Genomic DNA, 12,444 nt, shown 5'->3' with positions numbered 1-12,444 from the left:
CGGCACCTGGCGCGCTGCGCGCGCTGCGCCGCCGAGGTGCGCGCGCTCTCCGAGGACGCCGTGCGGCTGGCCTGGTCCGCCGCGGCGCCGCCGCCCCCGGCGCTGCGCGACCGGGTGCTGGCCGCCGTACGCGACACCCCGCAGGACCGCGCACCCGCCGGACGGGACGTCCCGGGCGCCGGACGCAACACCCCGCGGGAGCCGGCTCCCGCCCGTGGGCGCACCCCCCAACTCCCGCCGCACGTCTGGGGCACCGAACCGCCGCCCGCACGCACCCGTGCGCCGCGGCCGCGCCCCCTGTTCGTCCCGTTCGCCACGGCGACCGCCGCCGCGGCCCTCGTCGTCGCCGCCCTCTTCGCGGTCCAGGCGGAGCGGACCCGGGACCAGCTCGACGCCCAGCGGGACCGGGCGCGTGAGATCGCCCACGTTCTGGCCGCCCCCGACGCGCGCGCCACCACCGGCCACGACGGTCAGGGGCGCGGAATCGGAGTGATCGCGTCCGCCGCCGAGGGCCGGGCCGTCGTCACCCTGAGCGGATACTCCTCCCCGCCCACGGGCCGGGTACGCCAGCTGTGGCTCATGCGCCCCGGCGCACAACCGCGATCCCTCGGGCTCTTCGCGGGTGACACGCCCTTGGTCGCCTCCGGTCTCGACCGGTCCGCGGCATCACTCGCCGTGACCGTCGAACCCGACGGTGGATCAGCTCAGCCCACTGGCCAGCCCATTGTGCAACTCGCCTTGAAATCGGTCGGATTCGGAGAGTAGCCGTCAACACCCTTACGGGGAAGGTGAATCCTGTGACCGTGATACACGCATGCCCGGTTGGGGCGATAGGGTTACTCTGCCTGGGCCGGGTGGACTCGTACGGGTGGGGAGTGACATGGAGCAGATAACAGTGCGCAGCAGGGCCAGGGTCCCTGCGATCACCTGCGGGAGCAGTGCGACCAGCTCGCGCCTCGACCGCCATCTGGCGGTGCTGGGCGGCCCCGCCGTTCCCCAGCGCGAGGCGGCCGAGGCGACGTCGCTGATGCGCGAGCTGATCGCGCGTGACGCGCACGACCGCACGGGCAGGGGCGACCGGATGCGCCGGGTGTCGCTGTTCGCGCCGCTGCGCCGGCTGCGCCGCTCGCTGTTCGGCGGCCGCTGAGCACGGCCGGCGTCCCCGCACGGCCCACGACCGTCGTCCCCTGACGGCCGAGGGCGCCACCGGCGTCCCCGGAACCGCTCACCGGCTCACCAGGCCCCGCGCTCAGGCCACCACACCGTCCCGGCGCAGCGCTGCGATCTCGTCCTCCGCCATCCCCACGGCTCGCAGCAGCATCCCGGTGTGCTGTCCGAGCGCGGGCACCTCTCCCATGCGCGGTTCGGCCCCGCCCGGCAGGGTGATCGCCGGCAGCAGCGCCCTGAGCGGCCCGACCGGCGTTCCCACCTCCCGCCACCGCTCCCGCGCCGCCAGCTGCGGATGCTCCGCCACCTCGTGCACGTCCCGCAGCCGCGCACACGCGACGCCGGCGCCCTCCAGCCGCGCCACGGCCTCGTCGGCGTCCAGCGCACCCAGGGCCTTCGCGACCAGTGCGTCGGTACGCTCACGGTTCGCGACCCGGGCCGCATTGGTGGCGAACGCCGGATCCGTCCCCAGCGCGGGCTGGTCCAGGACCTGTTCGGCCAGCCGCCGCCACTCCCGGTCGTTCTGCACCGACAGCAGCACCCGCCCGCCGTCGGCCGTCCCGTAGGCGTCGTAGGGGGCGATGACGGCGTGCGCGAGACCGGTGCGCGCCGGGGCGGCCCCGCCGTGCATCGCATGGTGCAGCGGATGCCCCATCCACTCCACGAGCGCCTCCAGCATCGACACCTCGACCGGCCCGCCGCGCCCGGTCGTGGCGCGCCGCAGCAGGGCCGCCAGGACGCCCGAGAAGGCGTACATGGCCGCCGCGATGTCCGCCGCCGGGATGCCCGCCTTCACCGGCTGCTCCGGCGTCCCGGTCACCGACACCAGCCCCGCCTCGCACTGCACGAGCATGTCGTACGCCCGCTTGTCGGTGTACGGGCCGGCGGAGCCGTACCCGGAGATGTCGACGGCGATCAGCCGCGGGTGCGCGGCGCACAGGGTGGCCGCGTCCAGGCCGAGCCGGGCCGCCGCGCCATGGGCGAGGTTCTGCACGAACACGTCCGCGTCCGCCACCAGCCGCCGCACCACGGCCAGCCCCCGCGGATCCTTCAGGTCCACCGCTATGGACTCCTTGCCCCGGTTGCACCACACGAAGTGGGAGGCGAGCCCCCCGGCGGCGGTGTCGTAGCCGCGGGCGAAGTCGCCGCCGTCGATCCGCTCCACCTTGACGACCCGCGCGCCGAGGTCGGCGAGCTGCCGGGTCGCGAACGGCGCCGAGACGGCCTGCTCGACGGCGACGACGGTGATGCCCTCCAGGGGCAGGGGAAGCTGGTCCATGACGTGGATCATGACCCGCCGGCGCCTGCCTTGTCAGCACCGCCGCCCGTCGGCGGGCCGGACGCGGCGAGCGGGCGGGGGCGGGCGGCGGACGCGCTCGCGTGCCGCGGACGAAAGGTCCCGGAGGGGCTCAGAGCAGGGCGAACTGGCCCTCCGGGCCCTCCTCGTGGTGGTCGAGGACGGAGGCCGGGCGGCGGGCCGTGCCCGGGACCGGCAGGACTCCCGCGGACCGCAGCTCGGTCGCGGTGACCGGGTCCGTGACGGTCAGCGCCTCCCGCCGGGGCCGCAGTTCGGCCAGCAGCGCCAGGACGGTGATCAGCTCCAGCAGCTCCGAGGTCCACGCCTGCGGCCAGGCCGCCGGGCGGATCGCCGCGAGCGTGCCCGGTTCGCCCTCCGCGGTCCGGGCCGCGAACCACTGCTCCAGGACCCGGACCGAGCCGCACTCGAAGTCCCAGGCCTGAGGAGGCACCGGCGAGATCCGCCCCTCGTCGAGGTGGAGGGCCTCCTCGTCGCGGTCGTAGTGGAGGGTGAGCGGGCGGGACGGCAGCGGCGCGCGGACGTAGGGGCGGCGGCCGCCGGGCAGCTTGGGCCGCTCGCCGTCGCGGCGCATCAGCCACAGCATCCGGCGGCCCGACTCCACGCCCTCCGCCCAGAGCCCCGCGTCCCCGGTGAGCGGGACGGCGAGACCGTCCGGCCCGGGACGCGCCGCCGCCAGGATCCAGGCGAGCACGTCCAGCGGGTCGGGGGCGCTCCCGAGGCGGGCGGCCAGATGCTCCGGCAGGCCGGGAGCCAGGTTGGGTTCCTCGCCGCCGGGACGACGGTAGAGGGGACGGACGCGGCCCGGCCGGAGCAGCGGCAGCAGGGACGTCGCCAGCAGCGGCGGCTCCGGGGAGTCCGCGGCGGCGGCCGTCTCCACCGTGAAGACCTGCCGGGCGTCCGCCACCCGCCACAGCTCGGGGCGGGCCGCGTCGATCAGCCGGTGGTCGGGGATCAGCCACTGCTCGTCGAAGGGGGCCGCCAGCACCCGTACCGGCTCCGGGCACGGCCCCGAGGCGCGGACCAGCTTCTCCGTGCCGCCGGCCCCGCCCGGCAGCTGCCCGACCGCCGTGTGCGGCGTGCGCGCACGCGTCGGTTCGAACAACGCCTCGCGATCGGGGCCCTCGGCCTTGAGCAGCGCGTCCCAACGGGCCCTCAGACAGGCCGCGTCGGGGGCCGCCGGCCACCCCCGGCCGAGCCGCGGCGGTGCGACGGACCACGGCATGAGGTCCGCGAGCAGCGGAGCGTCGTCGAGCGTCACGCCGGGCATCGTACGACGGCGCACGGACCCCGGGGGGCGGTGCACGGGTGGCTCAGGTGGCATCCAGCGTCACCGTGAAGGAGAAGCGGTCGCCGCGGTAGTGGATGACCGCCACGTCCAGGGGGCGTCCCGCCGTGTCGTAGGTGATGCCCGTGTAGTGCAGGATCGGGCTCAGCAGAGGCACGTCGAGCAGGCGTGCCGTCTCGGGGTCGGCCAGCCGTGCCTCCACCGTGTCCGTGATCCGGCTGATGTCCGCGCCCACCACGTCCCGCAGCACCTTCGTCATGGGCCAGCGCCCCAGGTCGTCCGGTGATATGCGTGCGGCCAGCTCCGGGCGGACGTAGTTGCGGGCGTGGTTGGTCGGCTCGCCGCTCTTCTCGTCGCTGCGCAGCCGGTGGTACGTCGCCACCTCCTCCAGATCCGGGAAGAACTCGGCGAGTTCGGCGGGTACGGGCGCCGCGCCGTGGTCCAGCAGTTCGGTCGTCATCCCCGACTGCTGGGCCACGATCGCGTCCACCGAGCCGAGCAGCCGGACCGGGGAACTCCGGGTGGCCTCCGGCTCGATGAACGTGCCGCGCCGCCGGTGACGGGTGATCAGCCCCTCGTCCTCCAGCTCCTTCAGCGCCTGCCGCATGGTCAGCACGCTCACCCCGTAGTGCCCCGCCAGCTGCTCCTCGGTGGGCAGCCGCAGCGGGTCGCGGGGCGAGCGGCCGAGGATCGAGGCGCGCAGCGACTGCGACACCTGGTACCACAGCGGCAGCTTGCGGTTCAGGACGATCGAATCCGGAGCGAAGGAGGTCACGGGCCATCCGTACCTGGCGGGAATCGTCAGTGCAAGGGGCGGTGGAAGTGCCCCTCCAGCCCCTGCCAGACGTCGTCGTAGTGCTGTTGCAGGTGCTCGGCGCGCGTCGCGTGCGGCGTGAGCGTCACCGGCCAGCGGGTCTCGAACATGAACGCCAGCCCGTCGTCGATCTTCTGCGGCTTCAGCTCGGCCGCGCTCGCCCGGTCGAAGGTCTCCCGGTCCGGGCCGTGCGCCGACATCATGTTGTGCAGCGAGCCGCCGCCCGGCACGAAGCCCTCGGCCTTGGCGTCGTAGGCGCCCTCGATCAGGCCCATGTACTCGCTCATCACGTTCCGGTGGAAGTACGGCGGCCGGAAGGTGTCCTCGCCCACCAGCCAGCGCGGCGCGAAGACGACGAAGTCCACGCCCGCCAGGCCGGGGGTGTCGGAGGGCGAGGTCAGCACCGTGAAGATCGACGGGTCCGGGTGGTCGTAGGAGATCGTCCCGATCACGTTGAAGCGGCGCAGGTCGTAGACGTACGGCACATGGTTGCCGTGCCAGGCGACGACGTCGAGCGGGGAGTGGTCGTAGGTCGCCGTCCAGAGGTTGCCGCAGAACTTGTTCACCACCTCCACCGGGCCCTCGACGTCCTCGTAGGCGGCGACGGGCGCGCGGAAGTCACGGGCGTTGGCCAGCCCGTTGGCGCCGATCGGGCCGAGGTCGGGCAGGCGGAAGGGGGCGCCGTAGTTCTCGCAGACGTAGCCGCGGGCGGTCGGGCTCTGCCCGCCATCGGACTCGGTGTCGAGGAGTTCGACGCGGAAGCGCACCCCGCGCGGGATCAGCGCCACATGGCCCGGCTCGGCGTGCAGCAGCCCGAACTCCGTGCGCAGCAGCAGCCCGCCGCGCTCCGGCACGATCAGCAGCTCGCCGTCGGCGTCGCTGAAGACGCGCTCCATCGAGCGGTTGGCGTGGTACAGGTGTACGGCCATGCCGGTGCGCTGGGTGGCGTCGCCGTTGCCGCCGAGGGTCCACAGGCCGGCCAGGAAGTCCGTGTCCGGACCGGGCTCCGGCAGCGGGTTCCAGCGCAGCCGGTTGGGGTCGGGCACCGCCTGGGTGAAGGGCGCCGTGCGCAGCGAGCCGTTGCCGGTGCGGGTGAACGCCGGGTGCGCGGCCGAGGGGCGGATGCGGTACAGCCACGAGCGGCGGTTGTGCGCCCTCGGCTCGGTGAACGCCGTGCCGCTGAGCTGCTCCGCGTACAGCCCGAGGGGGGCGCGCTGCGGCGAGTTGCGGCCCTCGGGCAGCGCGCCGGGCACCGCCTCCGAGCTGTGCTCGTTGCCGAAACCGTGGAGATAGGTCAGTCCTTCGGCGATCTTGCGTGCGTCCCCGCTGCTCATCGTCGCTCCCTTGCGCACCAGCTCTGATTCCTATGCATCACCGTAGGATTGCGTTTTCCCGGGCGCAAGAGGGCCTGAAGACCTCCTTCCGGGGGAGGGGCGAGAACCAGACCTGAGGGGGATCCGGCTGTCGGAGGGCTGCTCTACGCTCCGCTCCATGACGTCGTGGACGCTCCGATCTCTCGCTGCGCTCGCGGTCTGTGTCCTGTTGCTCGCCGGATCGGCGGGCTGTGGTGGGAACGGTGCGCGGGGGAGTACACAGAGGGAAACGCCCACACCCGTGGGCAAGCTCATCGACCACACGGACGAGGAGGGGCGGCCCTACCGTGAGGTGGACAAGAAGGCCGCGCCCGAGGTGGGCGTCGAGGTACGGCCCGACGCGGGCGGCAGCTGGGACGTGCGGCTGACCGTCCGCCGCTTCCGCTTCTCGCCGGCCGGCACGGCGGCGCGGGCCACGGTCGGCCGGGGCGTTGCCCACGTGCTGGTGGACGGCCGGCTCGTCGGCCGCCTGCGCGCCCCCGAGTTCCGTCTCTCCGCCCGCCTGGTCCCGCGCGGCACCCACCACGTCACCGCCCGGCTCTACGCCGACGACGGCACGGTATGGGCGGTCGCCGGCAAACCGGTCCAGAGCACCGCCGACATAACGGCGTCACCCCCGACCCCCAGAACCCCGTCCACGTCACCCGACCTGCCCGGCGCCCCCTGCCCGACCGGCACGTCGAGCGGGGGGAGCGTGGTGGGCCGGGCGGGCGGCGTCGGTACGGCGAGTGCGGTGGGTGTGGTGGGCCGGGCGCGCGTCGTGGGCGTGGTGGACCGGGCAGGCGCTGTCGGTACGGCAACTGTGGTGGGCCGCGCGGGCGGCACGGGCACGGCGGGTGTGGGGCGTCCGACGGGCGGTACCGGCACCGCGACCGTGGCGAGTGCTGCGGGCCGGCCGGGCACCACCTCCACCGCGAAGGCACCCGGCCTCCCCTGCCCGACCGGCACCGCGAGCGTGGCGAGCGCGGCCGCGGCCGATCGCGCCGTCGGCGAGGCCCGTGCAACCGGCTCCGCCGTCCCGACGGCGGTGAGCGACGCCGCGGCCGGCACCGCGAGCACCTGGCGCGGTGACACCGGGGGGTCCGCGGTCACCACCACGACCGCCGCCGGTAGCGCCGCCGACGCGCTCTCCGGCACCTGCACGGTCATCACCACCGCGCCCCGCGCGCCGGGTGAGGGGTGTGCGCCGGATGGTCCCGGTGCCCGGGTGGCCGCGTCGTGACGCGCCGGACGGGCTCCGGGCCGCGAGAGGGAGGGCGCGCTTCACCGGATCGGCGTGGAGCGGCATCATGACGTCCGTGCACCACGCGACCCCGCTCCGCCGCGCACCCGTGCAGCGGCGCAGCGCCGAACGGCTGACCAGGATCCTCGACGCCTGCGCCGATCTCCTCGACGAGGTCGGCTACGACGCCCTGAGCACACGCGCCGTCGCCCAGCGCGCCGGCGTGCCCATCGGCTCCGTCTACCGCTTCTTCGGCAACAAGCGCGCGATGGCCGACGCGCTCGCCCAGCGCAACCTCGAGCGGTACACCGAGCGCGTCAAGGAGCGTCTGAAGGAGCGTCTGACGGAGACGGCCACCGAGACGGCCGAGGGGTCGGCGGCAGGGTCGGCGGAGGACTCCGCGGGCGGCGGCTGGCGCGTGGCCATGGACGCCGTGCTCGACGAGTACCTGGAGATGAAGCGGACCGCCCCCGGCTTCTCCCTCGTCGACTTCGGCAACCAGATCCCCCTCGGCGCCCGCCACGCGGGGCCCAACCACCGCGTCGCCGACCGCCTCGTCCACCTGCTCTCCGGCCATCTGCGCCGCGAACCGGACGACGACCTGCGTCGCGTCTTCCTGGTGGCCGTCGAAACCGCCGACACCCTCGTCCAACTCGCCTTCCGCGTCGACCCGCAGGGCGACGAGAAGATCATCGAGGAGGCACGGGAGCTGCTGCGGGCGTACCTGGGCCGCGTACTGGACTGAAATCCGGGGCTCCCCACCGGGCATACCGCTCGGTATGCTCGCCTCGTTCGTGCGTCATGCGCCATGCGTCGTACGGCGCATGGCGCCGCGACCCACCGCGACCCCGGGAGGACCCGTGTCCCGCACCGCCCTGCGAATCTGTCCCCTGTGCGAGGCCACCTGCGGGCTGACGCTCACCATCGACGGCAGTCGCGTCACCGGCGCCCGGGGCGACCGGGAGGACGTGTTCAGCAAGGGGTTCATCTGCCCCAAGGGGGCCTCGTTCGGGGCCGTCGACGGAGACCCGGACCGGCTGCGCGCCCCGCTCGTGCGCAGGGACGGCGTGCTGCGCGAGGCCACCTGGGAGGAGGCGTTCGACGCGGTGGCGGCGGGGATCCGGCCGGTCGTCGAGCGGTACGGGCCGCACGCCGTCGGCATGGTCCTCGGCAACCCCAACGTGCACACCGTGGCCGGCGCCCTCTACCCGCCGGTGCTGCTCGCCGCCCTCGGCACCCGCAGCCTGTTCACCGCCTCCACGCTGGACCAGATGCCCAAGCACGTCTCCAGCGGACTGCTCTACGGTGACGCGAACGCCATCCCCGTGCCGGATCTCGACCGCACCGACCACCTGATCCTGATCGGCGCCAACCCGCTGGAGTCCAACGGCAGTCTGTGCACCGCCCCCGACTTCCCGGGCAAACTCAAGGCGCTCAAGGCCCGCGGTGGCACCCTCACCGTCGTCGACCCGCGCCGCACCCGCACCGCCGCGCTCGCCGACCGGCACGTGGCGATCCGCCCCGGCACCGACGCCCTGCTGCTCGCGGCCATGACCCACGTCCTCTTCGAGGAGGGCCTGACCGACCTCGCGCACCTCGCTCCGCACGTCCAGGGCGTCGAGGAACTGCGGGAGGCCGTGAAGGACTTCACGCCCGAGGCCGTGTCCGCCGCGTGCGACGTGGACGCCGCCGTGATCCGCACCCTCGCCCGCGACCTCGCCGCCGCCCCCACCGCAGCCGTCTACGGCCGCATCGGCACCTGCACCGTCCCGCACGGCACCCTGGCCAGCTGGCTCGTCGACGTGCTCACCGTCCTCACCGGCAACCTCGACCGTCCCGGCGGCGCCCTCTTCCCACAGGCCGCCACCGACCGGACGCCCCGGCCCGCCGGACCCGGCCGCGGCTTCGCGCTCGGCCGCTGGCACTCCCGGGTGAGCGAACACCCCGAGGCGAAGGGGGAGCTGCCGATCTCCGCGCTCGCCGAGGAGATCGACACCGCCACCGAGCAGGGCGAGCCGATCCGCGCCCTGATCTCCGTCGCCGCCAACCCCGTGCTGTCCGCCCCGGACGGCGACCGTCTCGACAAGGCGCTGGCGTCGCTGGACTTCATGGTCAGCGTCGACCCGTATCTGAACGAGACCTCGCGCCACGCCGACGTCGTGCTGCCTCCGCCCCCGCCCGCGCAGAGTCCGCACCACGACTTCGCCTTCAACACGCTCGCCGTGCGCAACCAGGTCCGCTACACCCGCCCCGCCGTCCCCCTGGAACCCGGCAGGATGGCCGAGACCGAGATCCTCGCCCGGCTGACCCTCGCCGCCACCGGCATGCACGGCACCGACCCCGCCGCCGTCGACGAGATGGTCATCGGGCAGACGCTGGCCAAGGCCGTCAAGGAGCCGCACTCGCCCGTGCACGGCCGCGACCCGCGCGAACTCGCCGGGCAGCTCACCGGCGAGACCGGCCCGGAACGGCGCCTGGACATGATGCTGCGCCTCGGCCCCTACGGCGACGGCTTCGGTGTCCGGCCCGACGGGCTGAGCCTGGAGAAACTGCTCGCCCACCCGCACGGCATCGACCTCGGACCGCTGCGGCCCCGGCTGCCCCAGCCGTTGAAGACCGTCTCCGGCAAGGTCGAGCTGCTGCCGCGGCCCATCGCCGACGATCTGCCGCGGCTGCGCGCGGCCCTGCGCGAGCGCCCGGCCGCCGGGCTGGTCCTGGTCGGCCGCCGCCATCTGCGCTCCAACAACAGCTGGATGCACAACGTGCCCGCCCTCACCGGCGGTTCGAACCGCTGCACCCTGCACATCCACCCCGAGGACGCCGAGCGGCTCGGCGTGACCCACGGGGCGTCCGTGCGGGTGAAGGGCGCCGGGGGAGAGGTGACCGCCCCGGCGGAGGTCACGGACGCCGTACGGCCGGGAGTGGTGAGCCTGCCGCACGGCTGGGGCCACGACCGCCCCGGCACCCGGCTGGCGCACGCCGCCACGGTCCCCGGAGTCAACGTCAACCAGCTGCTGGACGGCAGCATGCTGGACCCGCTCAGCGGCAACGCCGTCCTCAACGGAGTGCCCGTCGAACTCACAGCAACGCCGTGACCTGGAATTTTGCGCTTATTGCTCGCGCGTCAACCACTTGTTAACCGTTCTTTACGCCACCTAGCGTCGACGCCAACCCCGGCCCTGGTCGGAAGTTCAAGGGCGAACGTTAGGTATCCACTCATGCTGACCATCCTCGGCTTCGCCATGATCGCGACCTTCCTGGTCCTGATCATGGTGAAGAAGATGTCGCCGATCGCGGCGCTCGTGCTGATCCCCGCGCTGTTCTGCGTGTTCGTCGGCAAGGGCGCCGAGCTCGGCGACTACGTCGTCGACGGCGTCACGGGCCTCGCCCCCACCGCGGCGATGCTCATGTTCGCGATCGTCTACTTCGGTGTGATGATCGACGTCGGCCTCTTCGACCCGGTCGTCCGGGGCATCCTGAGGTTCTGCAAGGCCGACCCGCTGCGGATCGTCGTCGGCACGGCCCTGCTCGCCGCGATCGTCTCGCTGGACGGCGACGGCTCGACCACCTTCATGATCACCGTCTCGGCGATGTACCCGCTCTACAAGCGCCTGAAGATGAGCCTGGTCGTGATGACCGGTGTCGCCGCCATGGCCAACGGCGTGATGAACACCCTGCCCTGGGGCGGCCCCACCGCCCGCGCCGCCACCGCCCTGAAGCTGGACGCGAGCGACATCTTCGTGCCGATGATCCCGGCCCTCGCGGTCGGTCTGCTCGGTGTCCTCGCCCTCGCCTACGTCCTCGGCCGGCGCGAGCGCAGGCGGCTCGGCGTGCTGACCCTGGACGACGTGCGGGTGGAGGAGAAGGAGACCGTCCTGGTCGGCGCGGGCTCCGCGACCGGTACCGGCGCGGGCGGGGGGAACGGCCGCAGCGGCGGCGACGGCAGTGCGGGGACCGGCACCGGCGCCCCCGCGGAGGACACCGGCACCCCGCAGGACGAGGGCTTCCAGGGCCTCGACCCGAACCGTCCCACCCTGCGGCCGAGGCTCTACTGGTTCAACGCGCTGCTCACGGTCGTCCTGCTCACCGCCATGATCATGGAGTGGCTGCCGATCCCGGTGCTGTTCCTGCTCGGCGCTGCTCTCGCCCTGACCGTCAACTTCCCGCACATGCCGGACCAGAAGGCCAGGATCGCCGCGCACGCCGAGAACGTCCTCAACGTCTCCGGCATGGTCTTCGCCGCGGCCGTCTTCACCGGCGTGCTCCAGGGCACCGGCATGGTCGACCACATGGCCGCGTGGCTGGTCGGCAACATCCCCGACGCCCTGGGCCCGCACATGGCGCTCGTGACCGGCGTGCTGAGCATCCCGCTCACGTACTTCATGTCCAACGACGGCTTCTACTTCGGCATCCTGCCGGTGCTCGCCGAGGCCGGCCAGGCCCACGGGGTCTCCGCCGTCGAGATCGCCCGCGCCTCGATCGTCGGCCAGCCGCTGCACATGTCCAGCCCGCTCGTGCCCGCCGTGTACGTGCTGGTCGGCATGGCCAAGGTGGAGTTCGGGGACCACACCAGGTTCGTGGTGAAGTGGGCCGCGCTGACCTCGCTGGTGGTCCTGGGAGCCGCGGTGCTGTTCGGCATCGTCTGACCTTCCTCCGTCCGGGGGCGCGCCGCCGGCCGCTTCCGGGCGGTGACCGGCGGCCCGCGCCCTGGACGGCGGCGCGCGGTTGCGCCGGACGAGGGACACCTGACGGCGCGTCGGGCGGGGGTGCGGCGGTCGTGGGAGAGGGCGTGAAAGAGAGTCAGATGAGATGCGATTTGTATGAAAATCGTCTGACTCGGAGGAACGCGCATGCCCACTCTGACACTCCCACGCACCCTCGGCTCCCGTGTCGGCGCCGCCGCGGCCGTGACGGCCCTGACGCTGGCGGGTGCCCCGTGGCTGGCGGCGCCGTCCGCCGTGGCCCAGACCAACGGCGACATCAGGATCCACCGGCTGGGTGTCCCCTTCGGCGTCCCGAAGGACGACCCTGTGGTCTGCCGGTTCTATCTGGACGCCACCAACTTCGGTATCGACACGAGCATCGCGTACCGGATCGAGCCGGAGCCCCCGCTGCCCACCGGGGACGGCTATAACGGCTCCATCACCCTGGCGGGCGGTGTCGGCCAGTCCGAGCCGCTGGGCCTGGCCAACGGGCAGTACCGGCTGACCTTCCCCGCCAGCCCGACGGCGACGGTGCCCGCCCCCAGGGAGAAGAGCTTCCGCG

At 73.6% G+C, this 12,444-nt stretch carries 10 protein-coding genes and 1 pseudogene; 7 read left to right on the top strand and 4 right to left on the bottom strand.

Translation table 11 applies throughout. The features are described 5' to 3' along the window. Both IE318_RS29725 and IE318_RS29720 read left to right on the top strand, forming a co-directional pair. Nucleotides 1-765 (top strand): anti-sigma factor (locus IE318_RS29725; protein ID WP_229903824.1); only part of this gene is annotated, 765 nt, incomplete at its 5' end. A gap of 115 nt (nucleotides 766-880) precedes the next feature. Then, nucleotides 881-1,147, top strand: coding sequence for a hypothetical protein (locus IE318_RS29720; RefSeq protein WP_030178883.1), 267 nt, complete (start codon nucleotides 881-883; stop codon nucleotides 1,145-1,147). Between the two features lie 102 nt (nucleotides 1,148-1,249). Here IE318_RS29720 and IE318_RS29715 read toward each other — a convergent pair whose 3' ends face one another. The 4 genes from IE318_RS29715 to hmgA form a co-directional block, all read right to left on the bottom strand. Further along, the gene (locus tag IE318_RS29715) at nucleotides 1,250-2,446 is read right to left on the bottom strand and encodes a CaiB/BaiF CoA transferase family protein (RefSeq protein WP_189905294.1); all 1,197 of its coding nucleotides are present in this window, start codon (nucleotides 2,444-2,446) and stop codon (nucleotides 1,250-1,252) included. 130 nt (nucleotides 2,447-2,576) lie between these two features. Then, nucleotides 2,577-3,752 (bottom strand): type ISP restriction/modification enzyme, encoded by a 1,176-nt coding sequence (locus IE318_RS29710; RefSeq protein ID WP_189905292.1) that lies wholly within the window; start codon nucleotides 3,750-3,752, stop codon nucleotides 2,577-2,579. A gap of 43 nt (nucleotides 3,753-3,795) precedes the next feature. Beyond that, the gene (locus tag IE318_RS29705) at nucleotides 3,796-4,545 is read right to left on the bottom strand and encodes a GntR family transcriptional regulator (RefSeq protein ID WP_030178876.1); all 750 of its coding nucleotides are present in this window, start codon (nucleotides 4,543-4,545) and stop codon (nucleotides 3,796-3,798) included. A 26-nt stretch (nucleotides 4,546-4,571) separates the two neighbouring features. Next, complete coding sequence (gene hmgA, locus IE318_RS29700; RefSeq protein WP_189905290.1) at nucleotides 4,572-5,918, bottom strand: homogentisate 1,2-dioxygenase; 1,347 nt, start codon at nucleotides 5,916-5,918, stop codon at nucleotides 4,572-4,574. A gap of 280 nt (nucleotides 5,919-6,198) precedes the next feature. On the opposite strand from hmgA, the gene IE318_RS46635 reads away from it, so the two are divergent. From IE318_RS46635 to IE318_RS45310, 5 genes and pseudogenes are all read left to right on the top strand, one after another. Continuing rightward, nucleotides 6,199-7,179, top strand: a complete 981-nt coding sequence (locus IE318_RS46635) for a hypothetical protein (protein ID WP_373311314.1) — start codon at nucleotides 6,199-6,201, stop codon at nucleotides 7,177-7,179. A gap of 67 nt (nucleotides 7,180-7,246) precedes the next feature. Continuing rightward, entirely contained in the window at nucleotides 7,247-7,924 is a 678-nt protein-coding gene (locus IE318_RS29690; protein ID WP_189905289.1) for a TetR/AcrR family transcriptional regulator, read from the top strand. Between the two features lie 115 nt (nucleotides 7,925-8,039). Beyond that, nucleotides 8,040-10,274, top strand: a complete 2,235-nt coding sequence (locus tag IE318_RS29685; RefSeq protein WP_189905287.1) for a molybdopterin oxidoreductase family protein — start codon at nucleotides 8,040-8,042, stop codon at nucleotides 10,272-10,274. A gap of 123 nt (nucleotides 10,275-10,397) precedes the next feature. Then, entirely contained in the window at nucleotides 10,398-11,825 is a 1,428-nt protein-coding gene (locus IE318_RS29680; protein WP_229903823.1) for a CitMHS family transporter, read from the top strand. Between the two features lie 204 nt (nucleotides 11,826-12,029). Continuing rightward, a pseudogene (locus tag IE318_RS45310) lies at nucleotides 12,030-12,444 on the top strand (hypothetical protein); the annotation flags it as partial.

This window comes from Streptomyces spiralis, assembly GCF_014654675.1.
Taxonomy (GTDB): domain Bacteria; phylum Actinomycetota; class Actinomycetes; order Streptomycetales; family Streptomycetaceae; genus Streptomyces; species Streptomyces spiralis.
This window is presented reverse-complemented; position numbering and strand designations above follow the sequence as displayed.

Bases quoted from the DNA above. Each gene is read 5' to 3' on its own strand.
- IE318_RS29720 (WP_030178883.1), top strand. From the start codon at position 881: ATGGAGCAGATAACAGTGCGCAGCAGGGCCAGGGTCCCTGCGATCACC.
- IE318_RS29715 (WP_189905294.1), bottom strand. From the start codon at position 2,446: ATGGACCAGCTTCCCCTGCCCCTGGAGGGCATCACCGTCGTCGCCGTC.
- IE318_RS29710 (WP_189905292.1), bottom strand. From the start codon at position 3,752: ATGCCCGGCGTGACGCTCGACGACGCTCCGCTGCTCGCGGACCTCATG.
- hmgA (WP_189905290.1), bottom strand. From the start codon at position 5,918: ATGAGCAGCGGGGACGCACGCAAGATCGCCGAAGGACTGACCTATCTC.
- IE318_RS29690 (WP_189905289.1), top strand. From the start codon at position 7,247: ATGACGTCCGTGCACCACGCGACCCCGCTCCGCCGCGCACCCGTGCAG.
- IE318_RS29680 (WP_229903823.1), top strand. From the start codon at position 10,398: ATGCTGACCATCCTCGGCTTCGCCATGATCGCGACCTTCCTGGTCCTG.